Source organism: Martelella mediterranea DSM 17316, from assembly GCF_002043005.1.
Lineage (GTDB): Bacteria > Pseudomonadota > Alphaproteobacteria > Rhizobiales > Rhizobiaceae > Martelella > Martelella mediterranea.
Map to the genome: position 1 here is coordinate 4,071,510 of NZ_CP020330.1, position 24,369 is coordinate 4,095,878.

25 protein-coding genes are annotated in these 24,369 nt (G+C 63.1%); 15 read left to right on the forward strand and 10 right to left on the reverse strand.

The genetic code is table 11. The annotated features are described in order from the left end of the window. Positions 1 to 22: 22 nt before the first annotated feature. Genes Mame_RS18975 through Mame_RS18990 form a run of 4 tightly spaced genes read left to right on the forward strand, consistent with a single transcriptional unit; the run spans position 23 to position 3,479 of the window. On the forward strand, positions 23 to 544 hold the full coding sequence (locus tag Mame_RS18975; protein ID WP_018065420.1) for a TRAP transporter small permease subunit: 522 nt from the start codon (positions 23 to 25) through the stop codon (positions 542 to 544). Continuing rightward, positions 541 to 1,854 (forward strand): TRAP transporter large permease, encoded by a 1,314-nt coding sequence (locus tag Mame_RS18980; RefSeq protein ID WP_018065421.1) that lies wholly within the window; start codon positions 541 to 543, stop codon positions 1,852 to 1,854. Before Mame_RS18975 ends, Mame_RS18980 begins: the two co-directional genes overlap by 4 nt. Positions 1,855 to 1,865: 11 nt before the next feature. Then, the gene (locus Mame_RS18985) at positions 1,866 to 2,873 is read left to right on the forward strand and encodes an MBL fold metallo-hydrolase (RefSeq protein WP_018065422.1); all 1,008 of its coding nucleotides are present in this window, start codon (positions 1,866 to 1,868) and stop codon (positions 2,871 to 2,873) included. 18 nt (positions 2,874 to 2,891) lie between these two features. After that, entirely contained in the window at positions 2,892 to 3,479 is a 588-nt protein-coding gene (locus Mame_RS18990; RefSeq protein ID WP_018065423.1) for a glutathione S-transferase family protein, read from the forward strand. Here Mame_RS18990 and Mame_RS18995 read toward each other — a convergent pair. Then, positions 3,446 to 5,476, reverse strand: coding sequence for a sensor histidine kinase (locus tag Mame_RS18995; protein WP_018065424.1), 2,031 nt, complete (start codon positions 5,474 to 5,476; stop codon positions 3,446 to 3,448). The two genes, Mame_RS18990 and Mame_RS18995, sit on opposite strands and share 34 nt — an antisense overlap. A gap of 186 nt (positions 5,477 to 5,662) precedes the next feature. Then, on the reverse strand, positions 5,663 to 6,043 hold the full coding sequence (locus Mame_RS19000; RefSeq protein WP_155122150.1) for a DUF4189 domain-containing protein: 381 nt from the start codon (positions 6,041 to 6,043) through the stop codon (positions 5,663 to 5,665). A 294-nt stretch (positions 6,044 to 6,337) separates the two neighbouring features. Between Mame_RS19000 and Mame_RS19005 the strand changes: the two genes are divergently transcribed. Beyond that, positions 6,338 to 7,057, forward strand: a complete 720-nt coding sequence (locus tag Mame_RS19005; protein WP_162141090.1) for a response regulator transcription factor — start codon at positions 6,338 to 6,340, stop codon at positions 7,055 to 7,057. On the opposite strand, the gene Mame_RS19010 is transcribed toward Mame_RS19005, so the two are convergent. After that, complete coding sequence (locus tag Mame_RS19010) at positions 7,050 to 8,249, reverse strand: winged helix-turn-helix domain-containing protein (protein WP_018065427.1); 1,200 nt, start codon at positions 8,247 to 8,249, stop codon at positions 7,050 to 7,052. The two genes, Mame_RS19005 and Mame_RS19010, sit on opposite strands and share 8 nt — an antisense overlap. A 150-nt stretch (positions 8,250 to 8,399) precedes the next feature. Between Mame_RS19010 and Mame_RS19015 the strand changes: the two genes are divergently transcribed. From Mame_RS19015 to Mame_RS19025, 3 genes are read left to right on the forward strand one after another with little or no spacing between them, the layout of a single operon-like run. Beyond that, entirely contained in the window at positions 8,400 to 9,077 is a 678-nt protein-coding gene (locus Mame_RS19015) for an energy-coupling factor ABC transporter ATP-binding protein (RefSeq protein WP_018065428.1), read from the forward strand. Then, positions 9,077 to 9,697 (forward strand): energy-coupling factor transporter transmembrane component T family protein, encoded by a 621-nt coding sequence (locus Mame_RS19020; protein WP_018065429.1) that lies wholly within the window; start codon positions 9,077 to 9,079, stop codon positions 9,695 to 9,697. Before Mame_RS19015 ends, Mame_RS19020 begins: the two co-directional genes overlap by 1 nt. After that, on the forward strand, positions 9,694 to 10,266 hold the full coding sequence (locus Mame_RS19025; RefSeq protein WP_018065430.1) for a biotin transporter BioY: 573 nt from the start codon (positions 9,694 to 9,696) through the stop codon (positions 10,264 to 10,266). Before Mame_RS19020 ends, Mame_RS19025 begins: the two co-directional genes overlap by 4 nt. 34 nt (positions 10,267 to 10,300) lie before the next feature. Here Mame_RS19025 and Mame_RS19030 read toward each other — a convergent pair whose 3' ends face one another. Then, positions 10,301 to 10,699 (reverse strand): acyl-CoA thioesterase, encoded by a 399-nt coding sequence (locus Mame_RS19030; RefSeq protein WP_018065431.1) that lies wholly within the window; start codon positions 10,697 to 10,699, stop codon positions 10,301 to 10,303. A gap of 500 nt (positions 10,700 to 11,199) precedes the next feature. Here Mame_RS19030 and Mame_RS19035 point away from each other — a divergent pair, with 500 nt between their 5' ends. From Mame_RS19035 to Mame_RS19055, 5 genes are all read left to right on the forward strand, one after another. Then, positions 11,200 to 11,454: an exodeoxyribonuclease VII small subunit gene (locus Mame_RS19035; RefSeq protein WP_018065432.1), complete on the forward strand. Its 255-nt coding sequence runs from the start codon at positions 11,200 to 11,202 to the stop codon at positions 11,452 to 11,454. A gap of 34 nt (positions 11,455 to 11,488) precedes the next feature. Further along, entirely contained in the window at positions 11,489 to 12,418 is a 930-nt protein-coding gene (locus Mame_RS19040; RefSeq protein ID WP_018065433.1) for a pirin family protein, read from the forward strand. Between the two features lie 149 nt (positions 12,419 to 12,567). Then, positions 12,568 to 14,487, forward strand: coding sequence for a 1-deoxy-D-xylulose-5-phosphate synthase (gene dxs / locus Mame_RS19045; RefSeq protein ID WP_018065434.1), 1,920 nt, complete (start codon positions 12,568 to 12,570; stop codon positions 14,485 to 14,487). A gap of 100 nt (positions 14,488 to 14,587) precedes the next feature. Further along, positions 14,588 to 15,355 carry a TlyA family RNA methyltransferase gene (locus Mame_RS19050; protein WP_033410401.1) on the forward strand — a complete coding sequence of 256 codons (768 nt, stop codon included), beginning with the start codon at positions 14,588 to 14,590 and terminating at the stop codon, positions 15,353 to 15,355. Positions 15,356 to 15,361: 6 nt separating this feature from the next. Next, complete coding sequence (locus tag Mame_RS19055; RefSeq protein WP_018065436.1) at positions 15,362 to 16,618, forward strand: class I SAM-dependent RNA methyltransferase; 1,257 nt, start codon at positions 15,362 to 15,364, stop codon at positions 16,616 to 16,618. Between the two features lie 49 nt (positions 16,619 to 16,667). Here the strand turns inward: Mame_RS19055 and Mame_RS19060 are convergent, their stop codons facing one another. From Mame_RS19060 to Mame_RS19070, 3 genes are all read right to left on the reverse strand, one after another. Next, on the reverse strand, positions 16,668 to 17,216 hold the full coding sequence (locus Mame_RS19060) for a BA14K family protein (RefSeq protein WP_026173583.1): 549 nt from the start codon (positions 17,214 to 17,216) through the stop codon (positions 16,668 to 16,670). A 166-nt stretch (positions 17,217 to 17,382) separates the two neighbouring features. Next, positions 17,383 to 18,150, reverse strand: a complete 768-nt coding sequence (locus tag Mame_RS19065; protein WP_018065438.1) for an SDR family oxidoreductase — start codon at positions 18,148 to 18,150, stop codon at positions 17,383 to 17,385. After that, on the reverse strand, positions 18,150 to 18,470 hold the full coding sequence (locus Mame_RS19070; protein WP_018065439.1) for a nuclear transport factor 2 family protein: 321 nt from the start codon (positions 18,468 to 18,470) through the stop codon (positions 18,150 to 18,152). The genes Mame_RS19065 and Mame_RS19070 overlap by 1 nt, the downstream gene beginning before the upstream one ends. A 55-nt stretch (positions 18,471 to 18,525) precedes the next feature. On the opposite strand from Mame_RS19070, the gene Mame_RS19075 reads away from it, so the two are divergent. Beyond that, positions 18,526 to 18,897: a winged helix-turn-helix transcriptional regulator gene (locus Mame_RS19075; RefSeq protein WP_018065440.1), complete on the forward strand. Its 372-nt coding sequence runs from the start codon at positions 18,526 to 18,528 to the stop codon at positions 18,895 to 18,897. A gap of 84 nt (positions 18,898 to 18,981) precedes the next feature. Here Mame_RS19075 and Mame_RS19080 read toward each other — a convergent pair whose 3' ends face one another. Then, positions 18,982 to 19,563, reverse strand: coding sequence for an ATP-dependent Clp protease proteolytic subunit (locus Mame_RS19080; RefSeq protein WP_018065441.1), 582 nt, complete (start codon positions 19,561 to 19,563; stop codon positions 18,982 to 18,984). Positions 19,564 to 19,826: 263 nt separating this feature from the next. Here Mame_RS19080 and Mame_RS19085 point away from each other — a divergent pair, with 263 nt between their 5' ends. Next, a complete protein-coding gene (locus Mame_RS19085) occupies positions 19,827 to 20,867 on the forward strand; it encodes an aldo/keto reductase (protein ID WP_018065442.1) in 1,041 nt (346 codons plus the stop codon). A gap of 52 nt (positions 20,868 to 20,919) precedes the next feature. Here the strand turns inward: Mame_RS19085 and Mame_RS19090 are convergent, their stop codons facing one another. Both Mame_RS19090 and Mame_RS19095 read right to left on the reverse strand, forming a co-directional pair. Beyond that, positions 20,920 to 21,834 (reverse strand): cation diffusion facilitator family transporter, encoded by a 915-nt coding sequence (locus Mame_RS19090; protein ID WP_033410405.1) that lies wholly within the window; start codon positions 21,832 to 21,834, stop codon positions 20,920 to 20,922. A gap of 163 nt (positions 21,835 to 21,997) precedes the next feature. After that, the gene (locus Mame_RS19095) at positions 21,998 to 24,199 is read right to left on the reverse strand and encodes an anthranilate synthase (protein WP_018065444.1); all 2,202 of its coding nucleotides are present in this window, start codon (positions 24,197 to 24,199) and stop codon (positions 21,998 to 22,000) included. Positions 24,200 to 24,369 lie beyond the last annotated feature (170 nt).

A 24,369-nucleotide genomic window follows, 5' to 3' on the forward strand; every position in this document is an offset into this window, starting at 1 on the left:
AAAGACCAATCTGGAGAAAATCATGGCAAATGCACGCGGCCGGCCGGGCCAGCTGCTTGGCCCCGTTGTCGCCGGGCTCAACGCCCTCGGCTCGGTCTGGATCCTCGGCCTGATGTTGCTGATCTGCGCCGACATCATCATGCGCGGTGTCTTCAACGCACCGATCGCGGGCGTTGCCGAAATGGTGGCCTTTTCCATCGTCGGCATCGTGTTCCTGCAATTGGCCCACACGCTGCGCAGCGGATCGCTGACCCGGTCCGATCTGCTGCTGATCGTCGCAGAGCGCCACAGCCCTCGGCTGAAAGGCTTCCTGCTGGCGCTCTACAATTTCGCCGGCGCTGCCATTCTGGCGATCGCGCTCTGGCATTTCCTGCCGTCATTCCTCAGCGCCTGGGACAGGCCGGAGCGGCATTTCATGGGCAATCCCGGCTTCTTCCAGATACCGACATGGCCGCTTTACGGGCTGATGAGCATCGGCATGGCGGCGACCATCCTGCAATTCCTGGCGAACTCGGTCGCCGCGCTGAGGGGAGAGGCCGTATGAGCGGCGTGGAAATCGCACTCGGCTCGGCCGCCCTGATGCTGGTGCTGATCTATGCCGGGCTGCATGTCGCGATCGCGCTGATCCTCGTCAGCTTCATCGGCGTGTGGGTGCTGAAGGACAATTTCGATCTTGCCGCCAACATGCTGGTGGTCGCCTTCAAGGATTCGATCACCGACCAACTTTTCGGCGTGGTGCCGCTGTTCGTACTGATGGGGCTGGTGGTCTCGATCTCCGGCATGGGCCGCGACACGTTCGATGTCGCGCAACAGGCCTTCCGGCGCATTCGCGGCGGGCTCGGGGTTGCGACCGTGGCGGCAAACGCCGTGTTCGCGGCCATCACCGGCATATCGATCGCGTCGGCTGCCGTGTTCACGAAGGTCGCCGTGCCGGAGATGCGCGCCAGAGGCTATACGCCCGAATTCTCGGTCGGCGTGGTGGCCGGCTCCTCGGTGCTTGGCATGCTGATCCCGCCATCGCTGCTGTTCATCCTCTACGGCATCCTGACGGAGCAATCGGTCGGCTCGCTGTTCATCGCCGGCGTCCTGCCCGGTCTGCTGCTGGCTGTCACCTACAGCATCGGCATCGTCGCCATGGCGCATCTGAGACCCGGTTTCGTCGGCGGCCAGATGGCGCAGGAATTCGACGCGCCGCATATGGGCTGGGGCGAGATCGCCGCCAAGCTGCTGCCGATCGCAGCCCTTGTGGCCCTCGTGCTCGGCGGCATCTATGGCGGCCTGTTCACGCCGACGGAGGCGGGCGGCGCGGGCGCTGCCGGCGCGCTGGCGATCGCGATCGTCAAGCGCCGCCTCAACTGGCGCGATTTCTGGCAGGTTCTGGTCCAGACCGGCCACACCACGGCCTCGATCTGTTTCCTGATCATCGGCGCCAGCCTCTATTCGCGCATGCTCGCCTTTACCGGCATGCCGGGCTGGCTGGGCCGCACGGTGCTGGAAGCCGGGTTCTCGACCGAGGGCGTGGTGCTGGCCATGGTCGTTGTCATGGTGCTGCTCGGCACCATTCTCGACAGTTCCTCGATCATGCTTCTGGTGCTGCCGATCGCGGTCCCGATCCTGAACGGGCTCGGCGTCGACCTGATCTGGCTCGGCGTGATCGCCATCCTTGCCGTCGAAATCGGCCTCCTGACGCCGCCCTTCGGCATCGCCGTCTACGTCATCAAATCAACGCTCGGTCCGGACAGCGACATCACGCTCGGGCAGATCTTCCGCGGCGCGGCCCCGTTCGCGCTGATGATGCTGTTCGTGCTCGCGCTGGTGTTCCTGTTCCCGGCCATCGCCACCGCACTGCTTTAGGGAGAAGACCTATGACCAAATGGAAATACACCAAGGGACTGCACGATCTCGGCAATGGCTGCTGGGGCTATCTGGTGCCGGACGGTTCGTGGGGCTGGTCCAATGCCGGTCTGATCGCCGACGGCGAGGCCACCCTGCTTGTCGATACGCTGTTCGACCTGAAGTGTACCGGCGACATGCTGGCCGAGATGCGCAACGCCGTGCCGGCGTCGGAAAAGATCGGCATCCTGGTCAACACCCATGCCGATGGCGACCACACCTTCGGCAACCAGTTGGTCAAGGGTGCGCGCATCATCGGCACCGAGGGCACGGTCAGCGATTTCAACCGCTTCGACCCCAAGGTTCTGCTTGCGGTGCAAAACGATCCGAAGAAGTTCGGCCGCTCCGGGGAGTTCATGGCCGAATGCTTCCGCCCGTTCGATTTCTCCGGCATCGAACTGACGCCGCCGACCGAGACCTTCAAGGATCGGATGACGATCAAGGTCGGCAACAAGACGGTGGAGTTGATCGAGGTCGGCCCCTCCCATTCGCTGGGCGACGCGCTGATCTACGTGCCGGAGGACAAGGTTCTCTACACCGGCGACATCCTGTTTTCCGCCGGCACGCCGATCGCCTGGTACGGCCCGATCGCCCGCTGGATCAATGTCTGCAACATGGTGCTCGACATGGACGTCGAGATCATCGTCGCCGGCCACGGCCCGCTGTCCACCAAGGAAGACGTGCGCAAGATGCGCGATTACCTGCTCGACATCACAGAGAAGGCCCGGCCGTTCTACGAGCAGGGCGTGGACTATCTCGATGCCGCCTACAAGATCGATCTCGGCGAATATCGCGACTGGAACGACGCGGAACGCGTTGTCGTGACGCTGCGAACGCTGTATGACGATTTCGACAATGCCCCGGTCCGGCCCACCCGCGTGCCCATCCCCTTCTTCGAACAGATGAAGGACATGCGCGAAAGCCTTGGCAAGCCGCCGGTGCATCACGAATATTGCAGCCATGATCATCACGATCACTGAGCCTTTCGGGAGATATCCATGAAGCTGTTCCACGCGCCCGGCGCCTGTTCCGACGGGATCGTTCTGCTCCTCGACATCATCGGCGTACCTTACGAAATTCACGAGCTCGACGTGAGGAAAGGCGATCAGCGCCAGCCCGACTATCTCGCGATCAATCCGAAGGGCAAGGTTCCCGCGCTCCTGCGCGACGACGGCAGGCTTCTGACCGAGTTTCCGGCGATCGCCTTCTGGCTCGCCCGCAAATATCCCGAGGCCGAACTGCTGCCGACGGACCCCGATGGCGAGGCAAGAGCGCTGGAGCTGCTCGATTTCATCGTCTCGTCGATCCATATGCGCGGCACGGCGTTGGTGCAGCGGCCAACGGCTTTCGCGGGCTCGCCCGAGGCGCAGGACGAGGTCAAGGCGATGGGTCGCCAGGCCATCGAGCGGGGGCTTTCGCAGCTTGACAGGGAACTGGGCGATAAGAAATTCCTGATGGGCGATCGCTTCAGCCTGCCCGATGCCGCCGCCTATTACGTGCTGAGCTGGCAACCCCGATACCAGGTGCCGCTCGGCGAACGACTGGAGAATTACTACGCGCGGCTTTCCAGGCTCTCTCCGGCCTGAGCGACCGGAAAGGAAAGCATAACGATCGTTCCCCCGCCTTCCACGCTTTCGATATCAATGGCGGCGGCGTGGGCGGTGGCGATGCGCGACACCAGCGACAGCCCCATGCCGGTGCCCTTTATCCTGCTTGTATTGGAACCGCGCACCCTGGCCTGCAGCACCTTGCCGATTTCGTCGCTCGGAATGCCTATTCCCTGATCCTCAACGGCGATCCGGACATTGCCGCCGACAATCTCGACGGACAGCATGACCGATCCATTGCCGGTCGGCCCCGAATACTTCACCGCATTTTCGAGAAGATTGACCAGCGCCAGATTGACCATATCGGCATCGACGCAGATCTCCGCCCCGACCGCATCCTCCATGATATCCACGGTAATGGTGGCATCCGGCATCAGGTCCCGGCTTCTGCGGGCGGCATCGAGCACGATCGTGCTGACAGGCGTGGGGGTTGCCTCAGGCTCCAGCGCCAGGCCTTGCACCCGGCTGCGCTCCAGATTGATTTCCAGCACTTCGACCAGACGGGCGATGCCGCGCCGTATCCGCGCGATCCGCAGATGGTTGGCCTTGTCATCGTCCCTGAGCCCGAGCTCCATCGTATCGACGCTGGACCGGATCGAGGCGAGCGGCGTGCGATACTGGTGCGAGATCACCTCCATGAAACGGACCTGGTTTTTCTGCTGCTGAAGCTCGGCTTCAAGCGCGGCCTCGGCGGTGCGTTTTGCCTCTGCGAGTTCGGCGGTGCGTATTTGGACCATTTCAGCCGCCCGCTGCCCGGCGCTGCGGGCGGCCTGGAGCGCTTCTTCCTGCAGGGCCGAATTGAGGCGATGGGCGGCTCTGAGACGCCAGCTCAGCATGGCAGTGAGGAGCAGCGCCTCCAGCAGGCAGGCTATGGCGTAGCCCTTGGAGGCCCAGTCCGGCAGGCCCGGCACATTCCAGTAATAGAGCAGCATCACCGTCATTCCGACCCACAGCACCAGGAAGGCGGCGGCGCGCAGATAACTTGCCCAGTCTCCCGGCCTGATCGTCACCAACCCGTAGATGGCCGCAAGCGTGACGCAGGCCAGTATGAAGATATTGCGCACCGGCGCTGTGTAGAGGTTGAGTCCGACGAAAATCGAAAGTGTGGAAACAAGGCCGACTGCGCCGGAGATGACGCAGACCCAATACATCCAGTGGCGCGGACTGGTGAGGTCGAACGCCCGCATCGTCGTCATCGCGCCGGCCAACAGGCCGAAGGACGAAAAGAAGGCCAGAAACAGATCATTGCCTCTGCCGCCCTCGGAAAACAGCAGCCGCGCATAACCGAGACTGCCGATATGATAGGCTGCCGCCGAGATCGTGCTGAGCGCCAGAAACAGATAGAGCGGATCGGGATCAGAGCGATAGAGCATGAGCTGGGTGACAAGCAGCAGCGCCATGCATCCGATCACGGCGCCACCGACCGTGGAGACCAGCGCCTTGTGCATCAGATAGTCCCTGGGCTGATAGAACCGCACATTCAACATCATCATGACATTGGGAGAGGCAGCGCGGATATAGATCACCTTCGCAATGCCGGCGCCGAATTCGAGCGCCACCGCATCCTCGAAACCGGACAAGGCGTCATCGGAGAGCGGCCGGCCCGCGCCCAGACCGAAATGGGCGAAATCCACCACCGACAGGCGGGGGCGTTCATCGGCTGCATAGACGTCCACGAACTCGACGAAGGTCGGAGTCAGCGCCATGACCGCCGGCATCGCCTTTTGCGAGGTGACCGTGATGCGCAGCCAAACCGCATCCCTGGTAAACTGAGCCGGTATCCCGCTGTCTTTCACCGGTCTGAAGTCGGCGTCGCCTCCGATAATATCAGCCAGCGTCAAAGTCGCTGAAGGATCGGTAAAAATCGCGAACTCCGGTTCGGATATCACATCGGCGCGCGCCGGACCGACGGCCGCAAGCATCGCGGCGACAAGCACCGGAAGCACGCAGAACAGAAGACGGCATTGATTGCGCAAACGCGATTTTCTCCCTCATATCCGGCTTCGCCGGAGCATCGCCTCAACGAGACGCCGGCGGCGCAGCGAAGGCGGCATGCGCCCCGGCCTCGCTGCCGTTGTGGCCATTATAGCCAAGCAATGATGAGGCGCGTTGCGTCAAGGCGAAATCGCCCCGAGCGCCGGACGAAAACCTGATCACCGCTGTTATTCGAGGTTCGACGGCGCGCAGTAGGTGTCGTGAATGTTGCAGCCTTCCGCGCCACCCTCGGCGCATTTTGCCATGGCCTCATCCTGGGAGGCCTGCCTGCTGGAACCGGCGCCGATTCCCATCGCGGCCCTGCTCGTCGCCCGCGCGAGCGAAACGCACATATCCGCTCCCGAAAAGGCAATCTCGCAGTCGCCGGCGCCGCCCTTGCCGCATTCCGACATCGCCTTGTCGCTGGCCGCCGATTCGGAGTCCGCTTCGGCAAAGCCGACATCCTGGGTGGAGCTGCTATAGGCAACCGCAACATTGGAGCCCGCGAATGCCGCAGCCGGCAGCGCCCATATTGCCGCGACGACGACCATTTCCAGAAACTTTTTCATGTGACCCCCGATCCGAAACCGCTGAAACCGCCGGCAGCGTCCCCGGCACTTTGTTCATGCTAAAATAAATATTTACCCGCATCAAATATAAACAACGCCAATGCTGCCCACGATCCAGGAAATAAAGTAATACAATGTAACGAAACATGACGCACCGATCTGGAAACTGAAGCAAATCCAACTGCGGGCCGCTTGATCCTGACGGCAGGCTTTGACATGTCAGCAAAGCCGTACATTAAATATGTCCCGACGCATGCCTCATCACATCTCGCTCAAGGGGAGCCCCATCACACAATGGCTGGCCAGACACAACAGGCAGAAGACGACGCACACGGAATCCGCATTCTTCTCGTGGAGGATGAGCGGGATTTGCGGCAGAGCTTCGCCGACTACCTGACGATGCGGGGCAACACGGTGACGGAAGCGAGTTCCGGGCTCGAATTTTACCGGGCGTTGCGAAAACAGAAGTTCGATGTCGCCATCATCGACGTCAACCTGCCCGATATCAGCGGTTTCGAACTTGCCGAGGAACTTGCCAAGGAAACCGAAGGCGTGGGCATCGTCATGCTGACGGCCCGTGCCGGCCGCGAGGACCGTATCAGCGGCTATAGCGCCGGCGCCGATCTCTATCTGACGAAACCGGTTGATGGCGATGAACTGCTTCTGGCGGTCAACAATCTGGCGCGTCGCCTCTCCGAAAAGACCTCCGTTGCGTTAGCCCCCTGGAAGCTCGATACGGTCGGCTACACGCTGACCGCGCCCAATGGCACCCGGATCGAGCTTACCGGCCGGGAGCTCGATTTCCTGAAACTGCTTGCCGATGGCGGCGGCAATCCGGTCAGCCGCGCGGTTCTGTCCGCCGAGCTTGGCTATGACGACCGGCCGGAGGCGCGCGGCATCGACGCTATCATTCAAAGGCTGAAGCACAAGGCCGGCGCGATCGACATGGACCTGCCGATCAAGACGATTCGCCTCGTCGGCACCAGCTTCACCGCGACGGTCGAGATCAGATAGCCTCGTCCCGCCAACCCGGCAGGTAGTCGACCTTATCGACACCGGTGAAACGGGCGAGGCGCGCAAGCTCGGCGTCCAGCTTTTCCAGACGGCCCGAGGAGGCGCGCACGCCCGGCTCCAGCCACAACCTGCGGACATCGAGCGAGGAACGCTTGCGATCGGCCTTCATGTCGATCCGTCCGATCATGCGGTCGCCCTCGATCAGCGGAAAGACGTAATAGCCGTATTGCCGCTTCGGCTCCGGCACGAAGACCTCGATGCGATAGGAAAAGCCGAACAGCCGTTCCGCCCGCGCCCGGTCGCGCAGCAGCGGATCGAACGGGCTCAAGACGCGCACCCGCGAGGGCGGTTCCGGCACGTCGAACAGAACCGGCATCTCCTCGGCAAGCGCCACCGCCGCGCGCGGCCTGCCGCCGTCGACGGTTTCCACCTGCACCTCGACGAGTTGGCCCGCATTGGCATCCACCCAAGCCTTGGCCTCCTGCGGCGTGATGACCGCGAAAAAGGCGGCGATCTCGCCGGAGGTCGCAAAGCCGAGGCGAGAAAGCGCGGCACGGCAGGCCCAGTCGACGAATTCCGCGTGATCGACCTCGTCCAAACGGTATTGGTCCGGGACCACCCGCTCGGCCAGATCGTAGGCCTTCTGGAAATTATGCCTGTGGCAGATCGCGAAATGGCCGGTGCGCCAGTGATATTCCAGCGCGGTCTTGGCTGGATGCCAGTTCCACCAGCCGCCGGAGACGTGATCCTCCTGCTTCAGCTCTCGGGCGAAGATCGGGCCGTTCGCCCGCACCTGTTCATAGGTGTGCTCGAACGCGGCGGCAAAGTCCTCCCCGTGCCATTTGCGCCAGCGCTCCTGCAGACGCTCCTCCTCGCGCCGGAAACGGTGTTTCCAATAGGGATAGAACGTCGTCGGAATGATGGAGGCATCATGGGTCCAGTGCTCGAACAACGCCCGGTCGCGTTCCAGAAGCGCCGTGAGATGCTCGCGGCGAAAGGTCTGGTTGCGCGAAAACAGGATCAGGTCATGGGCGCGCTCGACCGTGCGGATCGAGTCCACCTGCACGAAGCCGATCGTCTCGATCAGATCGAGAAGCCCGGCCTTGTCCATCGCCCTGCCGGGCGGAATGGAGAGCCCCTGTCGGGCGAGGAAGATGCGCCGGGCATCGGCGTTGGAGATCGTGATGGTCATGGCGCGAGGCTAATCCGATTCGGACAAAATAAGAACATCCTATCTGCGCCGCCCTGACGCGACGTCCCGGCAACCTGTGCAGCAGCGGGAACGACCCTTCCGGAACCGGACTTTCATGCCTATAAGAGGAAAAAATGTCCGGGGGCGAGATTGCAGATCGAATTCATTGAGGCCGGTGTCACGCATGAAGGCCGGGTGGCGCTTCATCCGCTGACGCTGACGCTGACCGGCCGCAGGGTCGGCGTGATCGGCCTCAACGGCTCCGGCAAGACCACCTTCGCGCGGTTGATCAACGGCCTGACCCAGCCCACGACCGGCGCTGTCGCGGTCAACGGCCGCGATACTGTTTCCGAAACGCAAGCGGTGATGGCGGATGCGGGCTTCGTGTTCCAGTCGCCGCAGAACCAGATCATCCTGCCGATCCTTCAGGACGATATCGAACTGGGGCTGAAGGCGCGCGGCGTTGCCAAGGCGGAGATCGCCGAACGTGCGCAGGAGGCGCTCGCTCGCCTCGGCATCGCCCACCTCGCCAGACGCCGCTCCCATGAGCTTTCCGGCGGGGAACTTCAGCTTGCCGCCCTTGCCGCCGTGCTCGCCACCTGCCCCTCGCTGGTGATCCTCGACGAGCCGACCAACCAGCTCGACCTCAAGAACCGCCGCCGCGTCGCCGATACGATCGCGGCGCTTGACGAGGATGTCATCATCATCTCCCACGATCTATCCATTCTGGGTGGTTTCGAGCGGGTCCTGCTGTTTCACGAGGGGCGACTTGCCGGAGACGGCGCGCCGGAAGATGTGATCGTGCGATACGAGGCGATGAACCGCTGATGCAATCGCTCTATGTCGAAGCAGACAGTATTCTCCACCGCATGGCCCCGGGCGTGAAGCTTGGCGGGCTGGTCATCTTTTCGCTCGCCGTGTTCTTCACGGCAAACCTTTGGGGGCTGGCCGGTTTCGCCGCCGTCGCGGCATTTGCCTATTTCACTTTGCCGATCAGACTGCGTCCGGCTCTGGCCCGGCTGGTGCCGATGGCGCTCGCCGTCCTGCTCGTCGGCGGCTTCAGCCTGATCTTCAATCCCTGGGAGCAGGCGCTGGTCTCCGTGCTCAGGCTTTCGGCGCTGATGCTGGCGGCCGCCGCCATCACGGCAGCGACCTCCGTGCCGGACTTTATCGACACGATCACGCGCGCCGCCCGGCCGCTCGAGAAGACCGGGCTGGTGCGCGCGGCCGATATCGGGCTGGCGGTCGGGCTTGTCATCCGCTTCGTGCCGGATATTCTCTCCCGCTATGGCGCGATCCGCGATGCCCACCGGGCCCGGGGGATACGGTTTCGCCCGCGGGGCGCGATTGTCCCGCTGATCATCTTGACCCTGCGCGATGCCGACAGTATCGCCGACGCCATCGATGCCCGCGGCATTCGCGGAGAAGACAGAAGGAACGTCAAATGAACTCGCGTGATCTGGTTCTGGTGTCGCTTTTCGCGGCCATCATCGTGGCGCTCGGCCTGCTGCCGGCCATACCGCTCGCCTTCATTCCCGTGCCGATCACCGCGCAGACGCTCGGCGTGATGCTCGCCGGTCTGATCCTCGGGCGCAGGCGCGGCGCGGCGGCGGTGCTGGTGGTGTTCGTGCTGGTCGCGATCGGCCTTCCCGTGCTTGCCGGCGGGCGCGGCGGCCTCGGCAGTTTCGCCGCTCCGACGGCGGGCTTCCTCATCGGCTGGCTGCCGGCGGCCTATGTCGCAGGCGCGCTTGCCGAATATGCGGCCGAAACCGATCATGCGCTGCGCCAGACCTTCGGCTTCTTCATCGCGGCCTTCGCCGGCGGCATCGTGGTCGTCTATTTCTTCGGGATCGCCTGGCTTGCCTATGGCATCGGCATGGGCATTTCCCCCGCAGTCGCAGGCTCCATGGGCTTCATTCCGGGCGATATCATCAAGGCGGTACTGGCGGCGCTGGCAGCGCGCGCGGTGATGGTCGGTTATCCGCTGCTGCCGAAGAGCCTCTCGAACGAGGCCTGATTTCTCAAGCGCGGAGGTGTCAGCCGGTCTCGCGCTAATCGAGAAACGAAAACAGCCAGTCCCGCGTCGCTTCCGGCAGCGGGGCCGGTTCGCCGTTCACCCGATTGACCGCCGTCCACAGCAGTTCGACCTCGGCGGCGATGTGATTGCCGGACTGCACCGCGACATTGAAGCCGATCGACTTGCCGCCGATCTTGGCCGCGCGCACAACCAGATCCGCGGTCTCGCCGTTCTTCAGCCCGCGGTAAAACGTGCAGCCGACCTTGCGGACCACATAGGCGGGCTCGTTCTCCACTTCCGGACGATACTGCCAGAACCGCGCAAGAGCTTCCTCGGCATGCTCGATATAGGCGGCGGTGTGCATGCGCCCGTGCATGTCGATATCGCGATAGGGAACGCGAAGTTCCGTTCTTTCAGGATGAAGCTCATCCATCGGCCACACCTTCCCGGCGCAAGAGGCGCCGTTACGCACGTTTTCACCGGCTTCTCGCAAGCACGCAAATGCGCTGCAATGCGAAAAAGCTCAGCACTCTATAGAACCTTTCCAAGTCAAACGCCATGATATGGTTATCTAATACCAAGGACCGATGATTAGAACCCATATGACCGGAGCGATTTTGAAAGCCGGCTAGGCGAAAACCGCAGTCGTAGCCATAGCTACGGCGAGGACTTTCAACGACGCGGGCTTTCAAAAGCGCCCGGCCCTTTCAGGGTGCGGCTGGAATGGCCCCCGAGAGCGTCAAAATCCTCGCGCGATGCTCAAGCATCGCTCTGCGGTGTTTTCCTACTCGGATGGCCATTCCAGCGCGCATCATATGGGTCCTAATCATCGGTCCTTGGTATAATGGTTAGCAAGCGCCCCGCTTGACTTGCAATCGCGCCGGGGCGCATTACCTTGCCGGAACGAAACGCGATGATCGGAGAGGCCAGACCATGACGGAAGCAACGAAACCGACCGATGTGACCGGCCTCAGCTTCGAGCGCGCCGTCGAGGAACTCGAATCGATCGTTGCGCGGCTGGAACGCGGCGACGTCGCGCTGGAAGAATCCATCAAGATCTATGAACGCGGCGAGGCCCTGAAGAAGCATTGCGAAAAGCTGCTGAGCGCGGCCGAGGCCCGGGTCGAGAAGATCCGCCTTGACCGCGATGGCAAGCCGGCAGGAACGGAACCGCTGGACCCACAATAGAGATCGGCGCACACCGGCGCCCGGAGTATCGGACATGTCGTTTTTTCCCGGCAAGGACCCCGAATTCGGAGATGCCGAAAGCTGCAATGCCGTCACACAGCTCATAATTCCTCGCACCAGCGATATCGGCGGCTTCGAGGTGCGGCGCGCGCTGCCGACAATCAAGCGCCGGCTCGTCGGCCCTTTCATCTTCTTCGATCGCATGGGCCCGGCCCGTTTCGGCGGTCATGGCGAGGCGTTGGACGTCAAGCCGCATCCCCATATCGGGCTTTCGACCGTCACCTACCTGACCTCCGGCGAGATCGGCCACCGCGACACGCTCGGCAACCACACCGTCATCCGCCCCGGCGACGTCAACCTGATGACGGCGGGGCGCGGCATTGTCCACTCCGAGCGCACGCCCGACGACCTGCGCCTGCGCCCGCATGCGCTGTCCGGCGTCCAGACCTGGCTCGCCCTTCCGGAACGCGACGAGGAGATTGATCCGAGCTTCGGCCACACCGAGAAGAACGCGCTTCCGACCATTTCGGAGACCGGCGTCAGCGGACGCCTCGTGCTCGGCCATTTCTGCGGGATGAAGGCCGATGTGAAGACCCACACTGATACGCTTCTGGCCGATATCGCACTGCGCCCCGGCGCCCGGCTCTCGTTTCCGGCAGAGCATGAGGAACGCGCGATCTATATCCTTGAAGGCCAGTTGGGCGTTGCCGGCGACGTGTTTGATGCCGAGCAATTGCTGGTGCTTGCCCCCAATGACCCGATCACAATCGAGGGAGCGGGGGAACACGGATGCCGCCTCATGCTTTTTGGCGGAGAGGCGTTGGAAAAGCCGCGCCATATCTGGTGGAATTTCGTGTCCTCCTCGAAGGAACGGATAGAACAGGCAAAGGAAGACTGGCGGCAGGGCCGGTTCGGACTGGTGCCGGGAGACGAGAAGGAATTTGTTCCTTTGCCCGAACGCTGAAATTCGCTAGAAACGATTTAGGGCGCGTCCAGATGGCTGCCGGTTTTCCGGCCCGTCACGCGTGAAGACAAGAAAAGAGAACATTTCCGGCTTGTGCCGCAGATGCTTCAGGCAGGAACAACGTCTTTCAGGGCGTATGAGGCTCCACAGTGACGCTACCGTCAAAAACCTCCATTCTCGACCGGATCAGGCTGCCCGAGGACCTTCGCGCAATCCACGACCGCGACCTGCCGCAGCTTGCCGAGGAAGTCCGCGCTGAGATGATTTCGTCCGTCTCGCGCACCGGCGGGCATCTTGGTGCAGGCCTTGGTGTGGTCGAACTGACGATCGCGATCCACAAGGTGTTCAACACGCCCGATGACCGGCTGATCTTCGATGTCGGCCACCAGTGCTACCCCCACAAGATCCTGACCGGACGGCGCGAGCGGATGTCGACGCTGCGGCAGGAAAACGGCATTTCCGGCTTCACCCGCCGCGCCGAAAGCGAATACGACCCCTTCGGCGCGGGCCACTCCTCCACCTCGATTTCCGCCGGTCTCGGCATGGCGGTCGCCTCCAAGCTTCAGGACAGGCCGCGCAACGTGATCTCCGTCATCGGCGACGGCGCGATGTCGGCCGGCATGGCCTATGAGGCGCTCAACAATGCCGGCGCGCTCGGCGCGCGCCAGATCGTGATCTTGAACGACAACGACATGTCGATTGCGCGGCCGACCGGGGCGATGAGCGCCTATCTGGCGCGGCTCGCCTCCGGCAAGACCTATCTTGAGGTCCGCGATTTCGGCAAGCGGCTGACCTCCTATCTCGGCAAGTCGATCGAAAGCGCGATCTCGCGCGCCGTCGGCCATGCCCGCGGCTATGTCACCGGCGGCACCATGTTCGAGGAACTCGGCTTCTACCACATCGGCCCGATCGACGGTCACTCCTTTGATCACCTCCTGCCGGTGCTGCGCAATGCCCGCGACAATGCCCGCGGCCCGGTGCTGATCCATGTCGTGACCCAGAAGGGCAAGGGCTATGCGCCGGCCGAAGCTGCGTCCGACAAGCTGCACGCCGTGAGCCGTTTCGATGTGGTCACCGGCCATCAGGCGAAAGCCAAGCCGAATGCCCCGAGCTATACTTCCGTATTCGCCAAGGCGCTGATCGAGGAAGCCCGCAACGACAAGGATGTGGTGGCGATCACCGCCGCCATGCCGTCCGGCACCGGACTCGACAAGTTCGAGGAAATCTATCCGAACCGGATTTTCGATGTCGGCATCGCCGAACAGCACGCCGTGACCTTTGCGGCAGGGCTTGCAAGCGAGGGCATCAAGCCGTTCTGCGCGCTCTATTCGACCTTCCTGCAGCGCGGCTACGACCAGGTGGTCCACGATGTCGCGATCCAGGGCCTGCCGGTGCGCTTCCCGATCGACCGCGCCGGCTTCGTCGGCGCAGACGGGCCGACCCATGCAGGCTCCTTCGACACGACCTATCTCGCCACCCTGCCCGGCTTCGTGGTGATGGCCGCCGGCGACGAGGCCGAGCTGATGCATATGGTGCGCACCGCCGCCGCCTATGACGAGGGCCCGATCTCGTTCCGCTATCCCCGCGGCGAAGGCACCGGCGTGGTGCTGCCGGAACGCGGCGAGATACTCGAAATCGGCAAGGGCCGGATCATTTCCGAAGGCTCGAAGGTGGCGCTGCTGTCCTTCGGCACCAGATTGGGCGAATGTCGCGAGGCGGCGACGGTTCTGAACGCCGCCGGCCTTTCAACCACGGTTGCCGACGCCCGTTTCGCCAAACCCCTCGACCACGACCTGATCCGCCAGCTTGCCGCCCATCACGAAGTGCTGGTGACGATCGAGGAAGGCGCGGTCGGCGGGTTCGGCGCTCATGTGGTCCAGTTCCTGGCCAATGAGGGTCTGCTCGATCACGGCCTGCGCGTTCGCCAGATGGTGCTGCCGGATATCTGGATGGAACAGGCCAAGCCCGAGGATATGTATGCCAAGGCCGGCCTTGATCGCGATGGCATCGTGGAAACCGTGTTCCGCGCGCTCGGCCGCCACGGCGTTTCCACCGGCACGGTCGGCTGAGCGCATCGGCCCGAAAATCGATTGCGTTTTTCGGAAAGCACGATGCGTCGTTTCAAGAGATTATCTTGCGCCGGCCGCCAAAAGCGTCCATGGAGCGGCCATGACCGCTCCCGCTACCCCCATGCGCCTTGACCAGTTGCTGGTCGCGCTGAACCGTTTCGAGACCCGTTCGCGGGCCCGCGACGCGATCGCGCGCGGGGCGGTGACGGTCAACGGCAAAACGGTAACAAAGCCCGGCGCAATGGTAAGTCCGGATGCCGTGATCGCGATTGACGACCCGGCCGAACATTATGTCTCCCGCGCCGCGCTGAAGCTTTCGGCGGCGCTCGATCATTTCGCATTGTCGCCGGAAGGCGCGCATGCGCTCGATATCGGCGCTTCGACCGGCGGGTTCACGCAGGTTCTGCTGGAGCGCGGCGCGCGTCATGTCACCGCCATCGATGTCGGCCACGGCCAGATGGCGAGCCGGATCGCTGACGATCCGCGCGTCACCAATATCGAGGGCTTGAACGCCCGCAACCTCAGCCGCGAGGATATCGCAGGCGGGCCGGTGCACTGGGTCGTCTCCGATGTCTCCTTCATCTCGCTGAGGCTCGCCTTGCCGCCGGCGTTGGAACTTGCCGACCCCGGCGCGATCTGCGTCCTGCTGGTGAAACCGCAATTCGAGGCGGGCAAGGACAATATCGGCAAGAAGGGCCTGCTGAAGGACCCGGCGCTCGGACCTGTTATCGCCGCCCGGCTTGAGCAATGGCTCACTGGGGAGATGGGCTGGCGCAGTCTCGGTATCGCGCCCTCGCCAATCGAGGGCGGTGACGGCAATCGCGAATTTCTGCTCGCCGGGCGCAAACCCGGCATAAAAGAGGAATAAAATCCCATGGCGGCCGAAACCGTGACCATTGAAAAGCTGGGCGCGAAGGGCGATGGCGTAGCGCAGACGCCTGCGGGCCCGGTCTTCGTGCCGTTCGTCCTGCCCGGAGAGCGCATCACGATCGCCCGGCAGAAATCCTCTGGCGCGATGCTTGCGCTTCTGGAGCCTGCGGCCGAGCGCGTCGAGCCCGCCTGTCGGCATTTCGGGCCGGACGGCAAGAACGGCACCTGCGGGGGATGTTCGCTCCAGCATCTGGCACCTGCGCCCTACCACGCCTTCAAGCGACAGGTCGTGATCGACGCGCTTTCCGCCCACGGCCTCGACTGTCCGGTCGAACCGCTGGTCACGGCCGCCCCTGGCCAGCGCCGCCGGGCGACCTTTTCGGCGCGCAAGACCGAAGCCGGCATCGTGCTCGGCTTTTCGAGCCCGGAAAGCCATCACATCGTGGAGATCGAGGAATGTCCGGTGCTGTCGCCGGCGCTGTTTTCCCGCCTGCCCGCCCTGCGCCTTCTGGCCGGCATTCTGGCAAGCGGTAGCGACCCGTTCCGGATCGCCGTCCTGGAAACCGAAACAGGCCTCGACATCAGTTTCTCGGGCCTCAAGCCGCCATCGGAAAAGCGCCGGCAGGCGGCAACCCGCGCGGTGATGGCGTTAAAGGGCATCGCCCGCCTGACCTATGAGGACGAGATTATCGTCGAACCGGTCCGCCCTGCCCTCAATATCGCCGGAACCACGGTCAACCCGCAGCCCTCCGGTTTCGCCCAAGCGACGCGAGAGGCCGAGGAGGTGATGGCGGGGCTGGTGGCAACGCATCTGAAAAGCGCCAAACATGTCGCCGATCTCTTCAGCGGGTTTGGCACATTTGCCCTGCGGCTGGCCGCGAGATCGAAGGTTCATGCCGTCGAGTTCGACGCGAAGGCGCTCGCCGCGCTCGATATCGCGGTGCGCAACCGCCAGGGGCTGAAGACGGTGACGAGCGAACGGCGCGACCTCTTCCGCCGCCCTTTGCTTGCACGCGAACTGGCGGGCTTCGACGGCGCGGTGTTCGACCCGCCGCGCGCCGGCGCGGGCGAACAGGCCGAGGAACTGGCCCGCTCGAAAGTCTCCAAGATCGCCGCGGTCTCCTGCAACCCCGCCACGCTTGCCCGGGATCTCCGGCTTCTCGTGGATGGCGGCTACCGGATCGAGCGGGTCATTCCGATCGACCAGTTCCTCTGGTCCCATCACGTGGAAGCGATCGCGCTTCTCAGCCGGGCAAAATAAAACCCCGGCGGAAACCCGCCGGGGTTCGAAATCACGCCATCACCCGCACTCAGTAGTAGGGCGACAGGCACTGCTGGCGCGGCCCGTTATAGGGCTGGAAGGTGTTATCGTAAGTACGGTAGGAACGATAACGGTTCTCGCACCAGGCATAATGCTTGGGGTTCAGCCCATTGGTCTGCTGCGGACGGTTGTTGTTTCCCGCCGCGATCGCGCCGCCGATGATCAATGCGCCGGCGCCAAGGACCGCGAGCGGAACCCAGGCATTGTCGTTATTGTCCCAGCGGTAGTCCGGACCCGGGCGCGGCGGGCGGTAGCCCGGCGGATAGCGGTCGTAGCGGTTGCTGTTATAGTAACCGCCCCTGCCATTATAGGCCTGATGGCGACGATCATAGCCGGGTCGGCGATCATAGCCATGACGGCGATCCCAATTGCGGTCGCCCCGATTGCCGTTCCAGTTCCGACCATCGACGCGTTCGATTCGTGCATCCGCGCCGGCCGGATTTACGGAAATCGGCATGGACTGAGCAGGGATGGCGCTTGTCGCCACGACAATCGAGGCGAGCGCTGCGGCCACCATTTTCTTTGCCCGATCTAACATCTGCATCTCCCGTTCTTTCTTTAAAGCCGAAGCCCGGATTGGCCTCGTACGCTATGTGACGACCATAAATCCTGTCACCTGAACTCAGGATTAACGGCTTGTTTAGGTTTCTCTAAACGCGCGAAATATGCAGGAGGTTCAAAAAAATGCGCCGGCAGGCCTCGTGTCAGACCGTGGGCACCGTGCCGCCATCCACGACGTATTCGACGCCTGTGACCGCCGAGGCTGCGGGAGAAGCAAGAAAGCCGATAACGCCGGCGACCTCCTCGGGCTTGGCCGGCCGGCCGAGTGGAATGCCGCCCAGCGCGTTCATGATGATCGCCTTCGCGCCCTCGTAGTCCGTGCCGGAACTCTCGGCGATGCGCTCGGCGAGCGCCACCGAGGCCTCGGTCTCGATCCAGCCCGGTGAAACCCGCACGACCCGGACACCCTTGGGCGCCAATTCCTTCGACAGGCTCTTGCTGTAGGTCGAAAGCGCGGCCTTGGCGCTGGCATAGGCCGTGGTCGATTCCGGCAGCGGCAGTTGTCGCTGGATCGAGGTGACGTGCACGATGACGCCGCCCTGGCTGAGTTGCGGGGCAAGCTGCCGGTCGAGCCGCACCGCGGGCATCAGGTTCAGGTCGATTTCGCTTCTCCAGAAGTCGTCGGTCAACGCGGCGAAACCGCCGCCCGGCGCCGACGAACCGCCGGCGACATGCACGATGATATCGAGGCCGCCGAGAAGGCGTATGGTCTCGGCGGCCACTCTCGCACAGCCCTCGGCAGTGGCAATATCGGCCGCGATAAAGGCGACGCCTTCCGGCGCATCCTCCGGCTTCGACCGGGCCGTCGTCACCACATCAGCGCCGCGCGCGGCGAGATGAGCGACCACCGCCGCGCCGAGCCCGCGCGTGCCGCCGGTCACGAGCGCGCGCTTTCCCTCAAACACGCCCATCAGCTGATCTCCAGCGTGTGAATGAGATCATTCCTGAGGGTAAAGGCATAATCCAGATCGACCGGGCTGCCCGGGAAATTGCCTTCGACATGGGCGGTGACGATAAGCCTGCCGTCTTCGCTTCTGGCGGCAATCGGCGTGCTGGTATATTGATATTCCGTCGCGGTCTTCGCCCGCCATGTGCTAATCGCGGCCCGTCCCGTATGGGTCTTGCCTTCGTCACGCACAGTGGCATCTTCCGTGAAGCAGTGGGCGACCGTATCGGTATCGCCGGGATCGGTAGCCAGATAGGTTGCGATCGCCTTGGGTAAATCGCGCATGATGGTTTTCCTTGGTTTCGTTGCGGACCGGCAAAATGTGGGCTAATCTGAAAGAATGACAAGTACGGACGAAAAAGTGGGGTACGAACCTAAAAGTAAGTACACGAGCCAGACCGCCGCCGCAGGCGTGGAAACGGCGCTGCGCTTTCTGGAGGGGCGATGGAAACTGGTGATCCTGTTCCACCTGTTCGGCGGCAGGGTGATGCGGTTTTCGGAGCTGGAACGGGCGATCCCGGACATCTCGCAGAAAATGCTGATCCAGCAGCTACGCGCGCTGGAGAATGACGGCATCGTGCGCCGGGTCGTGTACCCGGAGGTGCCGCCCAAGGTGGAATATCGCCTTACCGATTGGGGACAGGCGCTCTGTCCGGCGCTCGACGCGCTTTTGACGTGGGCGGAGCAGAAACCCGAGACGCCTGCTGCATAGAACAAGCGGCGTCAGCACAAAAAAGAGCGGGTCCGCATTTCGGTCAAATGCGGACCCGCTCTTTTGTCATCACTGGCAAAATGCTCAGATGTCGCTCTGGCTCGTCACGATACGCGAGACTAGGCCGTATTCGATCGCTTCCTCGGCCGACAGCCAGTAATCGCGGTCGATATCCTTGGCGATCTTTTCCTCGGGCTGGCCGGTGGCCTTCGAGAAGATCTTGATCAGCCGCTCGTTCATCTTGATGATCTCACGGGCCTGGATTTCGATATCGGAGGCCGGGCCGCGGGTGCCGCCGGAGGGCTGGTGCAGCAGAAAGCGGGTGTTCGGCAGGCAGATGCGATCTTCCTTCGGCGCGGCGGCATAGATCAGCGCGCCGGCGGAGGCGACCCAGCCCGAGCCGATCATGATCACCCTCGGCTTGATGAACTTGACCAGGTCGTGGATCGAATCGCCCGATTCCACATGCCCGCCCGGCGAATTCACGAAGACGCGGATATCCTCGTCGGAAACCGCCGCCATCGCGACAAGCTGCGAGCAGACCCGCTGCGCCAGTTCCTGGGTGATCGGGCCGTAAATGAAGATCGACCGCGACTTGAACAGATTGGCTTCGGCTTCCTTGCCCAGGGGCATTTCGGTCTTCTTGTCGTCTTCTTCGTCGTTCATCTGCAACTCCGGGAATCAGGATTGTTCCTTCCCGACTTAATGCCAATGAACCGGCAATACAATGACCCCGCCTTCAAACGCCGCGATGAAGCCCGTATTCGGCGACGGCTCTTGAAAAATGGCCTCGGCGACCCCACATGAAAGGGGTAGCTGGCGACGGCCACGCTATCATTGTCAAATCCAATCATCATTGAACCATTCTGCCGCATGACGAGCATCGCGCCCTCATCCGCGGCACTCTGCATACGCGAAAGGACACTCCCTTGCGTTACAATCGACTTGGAAATTCCGGCCTCAAGGTCTCCGAACTCTGCCTCGGCACCATGACCTTTGGCGGCAAAGGCTTCTGGACAGCCATCGGCCAACTCGACCAGAAGGCCTCCGAAGAACTCGTCTCCGCAGCTCTCGACGCCGGCATCAATTTTCTCGATACCGCCAATGTCTATTCCGAAGGCCTGTCGGAGGAAATCACCGGTCAGGCGCTGAAGACCCTGAACGTTCCCCGCGACGAAATCGTCATCGCCACCAAGGTCTTCGGCGGCATGGGCGAAGGGCCGAACAGCCGGGGCTCGTCGCGCTATCACATCATGGAGCAGGTCAAGAAGAGCCTCGCCCGGCTGCAGACCGACCATATAGACCTCTACCAGCTCCACGGTTTCGACAACACGACGCCGGTCGAGGAAACGCTGGAGGCGCTCGACACACTCGTCCGCCACGGCCATGTCCGCTATATCGGCGTTTCCAACTGGGCGGCATGGCAGATCGCCAAGGCGCTCGGCATCTCCGAACGCAAGGGCCTCGCCTCGTTCCAGTCACTGCAGGCCTATTACACGATTGCCGGCCGCGACCTCGAGCGCGAGATCGTGCCGATGCTGAAATCGGAAGGCGTGGGGCTGATGGTCTGGTCGCCGCTTGCCGGCGGTTTCCTGTCGGGCAAGTATGACCGCGACAACCAGACAGATGGCGAAGGCCGCCGCGTCGCCTTCGACTTCCCGCCCGTCGACAAGGAACGCGGCTTCGCGACGATCGACGTGATGCGCGAGATCGCGAACGTCAAGGGCGTCTCGGTGGCGCAGATCGCGCTTGCCTGGCTGCTTCACCAGACGGCCGTCACCAGCGTCATCGTCGGCGCCAAGCGCAGGGAACAGCTTGAGGACAACATCGCCTCGACCGCGGTGGAATTCACCGCCGAGGAGATGGAACGCCTCAACGCCGTCTCGGCGCTACCGCGCGAATATCCGGGCTGGATGCTGGAGCGTCAGTCCGGCAACGAGGTGGAGGCCGAGCCGCGTTCGCTGAAATAGTCTCTGCGTGCGGGGCGGTCGCCGAAAGGCCGCCCCAGAATAGAACCGGGCATCATGAAAGCCGCACCCTCACCCCGTGCGGCTTTACACCTTCCGGCTCGACATGAATGGCAAGCGAGGCGCCGGGGATCGCCTTCTTGATCGCCGCCTCCAGCCGGTCGCAAATGTCATGGGCTTCGCCTACCGGCATGTCCTCGCTCACCACCAGATGGAAATCGATGAAGGCCGCCGAGCCCGCCCTGCGGGTGCGCAGGTCGTGAACGCCGGAAGAACCGGCGGCGTTGTCCATGATCGCCTGACGGATCATTTCGGATTCTTCCTGGGTGAGCGCCGTATCCATCAGCCCGCCGAGCGATTCCTTGATCAGCCCCCAGCCCGCATAGAGAATGTGCGCGCCGACCGCGAGCGCGAGCAGCGGATCGAAGATCGGATAGCCGGTGGCGAGCGCCAGCCCGAGCCCGATCACGACGCCGATCGAGGTCACGACGTCCGTGCGGATATGCTTGCCATCGGCGACCAGCGCCGGCGAACGCGCCGCGCGCCCGGCGCGGATCAGCACATAGGCCCAGACGCCGTTGATCAGGCTTGCGACAACATTGACGCCGAGGCCGATATAGATATCGGTCGGCATTGTGGGGTGAAGCAGTTCGCCCGCCGCTTCCTTGAAGATCAGCAGCGCCGCCACGACGATCGCGACGCCCTCGATGACGGCCGAGATATATTCCGCCTTGTGGTGCCCGAACTGGTGATCGTGATCGGCGGGCTTGGAGGCGTAGATGATGGCGACGAGGGCCGCGACCGAGGCGACGACGTTGACGATCGATTCCAGCGCATCCGACAGAAGGGCGACCGAGCCGGTCAGATGCCAGGCGGCAAGCTTGATCGCGAGCACCAGGAGCGAGAGGGGGATGGTGGCGATGGCAAGCTTGCGGGGCATGCTTGATCCATGGGCATGGCCTGTGCTCATTGCGCGCTCCCATAGCGTTCACGATCGTTCGGGAAACCGGGAGGTTTCCACGATGACGATGTGAAAATGCAGACTTTTTCCGAGACCACCAAGGTCAAATGCAGAGCGGGCCGGAGAAGGCCCGCATCGCATTGCTACTCAATCACGCCCCCGTCCGCAAGTCTCAGCCGACAGCTTTCCTGCCTGAAACATCGGCATGGCCGACGAGCTTACCGACGACATTCTCGATGATGCGCATGCCGGCATCGCCGCCGAGCGTCATGATCGATTCGGGATGGAACTGGACGGCGGCGACCGGCTCGCTGACATGTTCTATGCCCATGACGATGCCGTCATCGGTCTCGGCCGAAATCGCGAACTCGGTCGGCAGCGCCACCGCATCGGCGAAGATCGAATGATAGCGACCGACGGTGATCTCGTTGGGCAGGCCATCGTAAAGCCGACCATGCTCGAGAATGCGGATGCGCGACGGTTTGCCATGCATCGGCACCGCCAACTGCCTGAGCGTGCCGCCATAGGCTTCCGCCAGCGCCTGAAGTCCCAGGCACACGCCGAAGATCGGCAGGCCGCGTTCGCGCGCCTTCTTGATCGTCGCCTTGCAATCGAAATCCTTCGGCATTCCGGGACCGGGCGAAAGCACCACGAGATCGGGCCCGACGCGGTCGAACGTCTCGTCGGCCACGGGGGACCGCACGGTCGCGACCTCCGCGCCGGTCTGGCGGAAATAATTGGCGAGCGTGTGGACGAAGCTGTCCTCGTGATCGACCAGCAGGATCTTGAGCCCCTTACCGACCTTCTCGACGGCTCGCACGGCGGGCGCGCGGGTTTGCGCATCCGCCTCGCGGATCGCGGCCAACATGGCTGAAGCCTTCAATTCGGTCTCCGCTTCTTCCTCATGGGGATCGGAATCATAAAGCAGCGTCGCGCCTGCGCGCACCTCGGCCACGCCCTGCTTGACCCGGATGGTGCGCAGCGTCAGCCCGGTGTTCATGTCGCCGTTGAAGCCGACCATGCCGATCGCGCCGCCATACCAGGCGCGCGGGCTCTTCTCGTTGTTCTCGATGAAGCGCATCGCCCAGAGCTTCGGCGCGCCGGTGACGGTGACCGCCCAGGCGTGACTCAGAAACGCATCGAAGGCGTCCATATCGGCCCGCAGCCGACCCTCGATATGGTCGACGGTGTGGATCAGGCGCGAATACATCTCGATCTGACGCCGTCCGATGACCTTGACGGAGCCCGGCTCGCAGACGCGGCTCTTGTCGTTACGGTCGACATCGGAACACATCGTCAGTTCCGACTCATCCTTCTGCGAATTGAGCAGTTTCAGGATCTGCTGGCTATCGGCGATCGGGTCCTCGCCGCGCTTGATCGTGCCGGAGATCGGGCAGGTCTCGACCCGGCGGCCGGTGACCCGCACGAACATTTCCGGCGAGGCGCCGATCAGATATTCCTGATTGCCGAGATTGATGAAGAAGGAATAGGGCGAGGGATTGGTGGCCTTCAGCCGCTTGGAGATCGCCGATGGTTGGCTTGCGCAGCGCTCCATGAACTGCTGGCCCGGCACCACCTCGAACAGGTCGCCGCGCACGAAACTCTCCTTGGCGCGGGTGACCAGTTCGGCATATTCGCCCTTGTGGTGATCGCCTTTCGGCGGAACGCTGTTGGAGGGACGGAACGGCTCGGGCTCGATCGTCCCGTCCCTGCCCTCGGTCGCGATGCCGTCCTTTTCGAAATCATAGCGGTCGATCCAGGCCTTGGCGGCATGGTTGTCGACCATCAGCACCTCGTCGGGGAGGTAGAGCACCATGTCGCGCTGGTCGGCCGGGCGTTCAAGCTTCAGGTCAACCGCGTCGAACTGGAAGGCGAGGTCATAGCCAAACGCGCCGTAAAGGCCGAGGCTGGCATCCTCCTCGGAGAAGAACAGGTCGGTGATCGCCCGAAGCACAGTGAAGACGGTCGGAGCCTTGGAGCGCTCCTCCTCGGTGAACTGGCGGTCGGGCTCGGCGACCTTGAGATCGATCCGGCGGGCCTCGCGGGAAAGGATTGTGACGGCATCGAGGGCTTCCAGCGCCGGCAGGATCAGTTCGAGCAACGCCTCGCCCCGGCCATTGAAGGCCTCGAGCCAGACATTGCGGCCATTGCAGGAGATCGCCATCGGCGGATCGATCACGGCGGTATCCCAGCGGGTGTAGCGGCCCGGATATTCGTAGTTGGAGGAAAGCACCGCCCCGCGGCGCGAATCCAGCCGCTCGATATAGCTGGAGATCGCGTCGTCATAGGGCACGAAACGCCGCGTCCGCGTGATCTCCACGCCGCCTCGGGTCAGATAGCTCTCGCCGCCATCGGGCCGCTCATGAAGGCTCATATTCCTTGCTCCACCTCGGTGATGCGGCCCTGCCGCATGCTGGTCATTCTCAACCCTTGCAAAGACGGCCCTAACAAAAAAGCCGCCTCGTTGGAGGGCGGCTTCGTCAGATCAACTGAACATGCGTGATCGCGGCCGCCGTTAGCGAGCCCACCACCAGTTTGCAATGT

Excerpts from the sequence above, each read along its gene's own strand:
- Mame_RS18975 (WP_018065420.1), top strand. The coding sequence starts at position 23 with ATGGCAAATGCACGCGGCCGGCCGGGCCAGCTGCTTGGCCCCGTTGTC.
- Mame_RS18980 (WP_018065421.1), top strand. The coding sequence starts at position 541 with ATGAGCGGCGTGGAAATCGCACTCGGCTCGGCCGCCCTGATGCTGGTG.
- Mame_RS18985 (WP_018065422.1), top strand. The coding sequence starts at position 1,866 with ATGACCAAATGGAAATACACCAAGGGACTGCACGATCTCGGCAATGGC.
- Mame_RS18990 (WP_018065423.1), top strand. The coding sequence starts at position 2,892 with ATGAAGCTGTTCCACGCGCCCGGCGCCTGTTCCGACGGGATCGTTCTG.
- Mame_RS19000 (WP_155122150.1), bottom strand. The coding sequence starts at position 6,043 with ATGAAAAAGTTTCTGGAAATGGTCGTCGTCGCGGCAATATGGGCGCTG.
- Mame_RS19005 (WP_162141090.1), top strand. The coding sequence starts at position 6,338 with ATGGCTGGCCAGACACAACAGGCAGAAGACGACGCACACGGAATCCGC.
- Mame_RS19010 (WP_018065427.1), bottom strand. The coding sequence starts at position 8,249 with ATGACCATCACGATCTCCAACGCCGATGCCCGGCGCATCTTCCTCGCC.
- Mame_RS19020 (WP_018065429.1), top strand. The coding sequence starts at position 9,077 with ATGCAATCGCTCTATGTCGAAGCAGACAGTATTCTCCACCGCATGGCC.
- Mame_RS19025 (WP_018065430.1), top strand. The coding sequence starts at position 9,694 with ATGAACTCGCGTGATCTGGTTCTGGTGTCGCTTTTCGCGGCCATCATC.
- Mame_RS19030 (WP_018065431.1), bottom strand. The coding sequence starts at position 10,699 with ATGGATGAGCTTCATCCTGAAAGAACGGAACTTCGCGTTCCCTATCGC.
- Mame_RS19035 (WP_018065432.1), top strand. The coding sequence starts at position 11,200 with ATGACGGAAGCAACGAAACCGACCGATGTGACCGGCCTCAGCTTCGAG.
- Mame_RS19040 (WP_018065433.1), top strand. The coding sequence starts at position 11,489 with ATGTCGTTTTTTCCCGGCAAGGACCCCGAATTCGGAGATGCCGAAAGC.
- Mame_RS19050 (WP_033410401.1), top strand. The coding sequence starts at position 14,588 with ATGACCGCTCCCGCTACCCCCATGCGCCTTGACCAGTTGCTGGTCGCG.
- Mame_RS19055 (WP_018065436.1), top strand. The coding sequence starts at position 15,362 with ATGGCGGCCGAAACCGTGACCATTGAAAAGCTGGGCGCGAAGGGCGAT.
- Mame_RS19060 (WP_026173583.1), bottom strand. The coding sequence starts at position 17,216 with ATGTTAGATCGGGCAAAGAAAATGGTGGCCGCAGCGCTCGCCTCGATT.
- Mame_RS19065 (WP_018065438.1), bottom strand. The coding sequence starts at position 18,150 with ATGGGCGTGTTTGAGGGAAAGCGCGCGCTCGTGACCGGCGGCACGCGC.
- Mame_RS19070 (WP_018065439.1), bottom strand. The coding sequence starts at position 18,470 with ATGCGCGATTTACCCAAGGCGATCGCAACCTATCTGGCTACCGATCCC.
- Mame_RS19075 (WP_018065440.1), top strand. The coding sequence starts at position 18,526 with ATGACAAGTACGGACGAAAAAGTGGGGTACGAACCTAAAAGTAAGTAC.
- Mame_RS19080 (WP_018065441.1), bottom strand. The coding sequence starts at position 19,563 with ATGAACGACGAAGAAGACGACAAGAAGACCGAAATGCCCCTGGGCAAG.
- Mame_RS19090 (WP_033410405.1), bottom strand. The coding sequence starts at position 21,834 with ATGAGCACAGGCCATGCCCATGGATCAAGCATGCCCCGCAAGCTTGCC.
- Mame_RS19095 (WP_018065444.1), bottom strand. The coding sequence starts at position 24,199 with ATGAGCCTTCATGAGCGGCCCGATGGCGGCGAGAGCTATCTGACCCGA.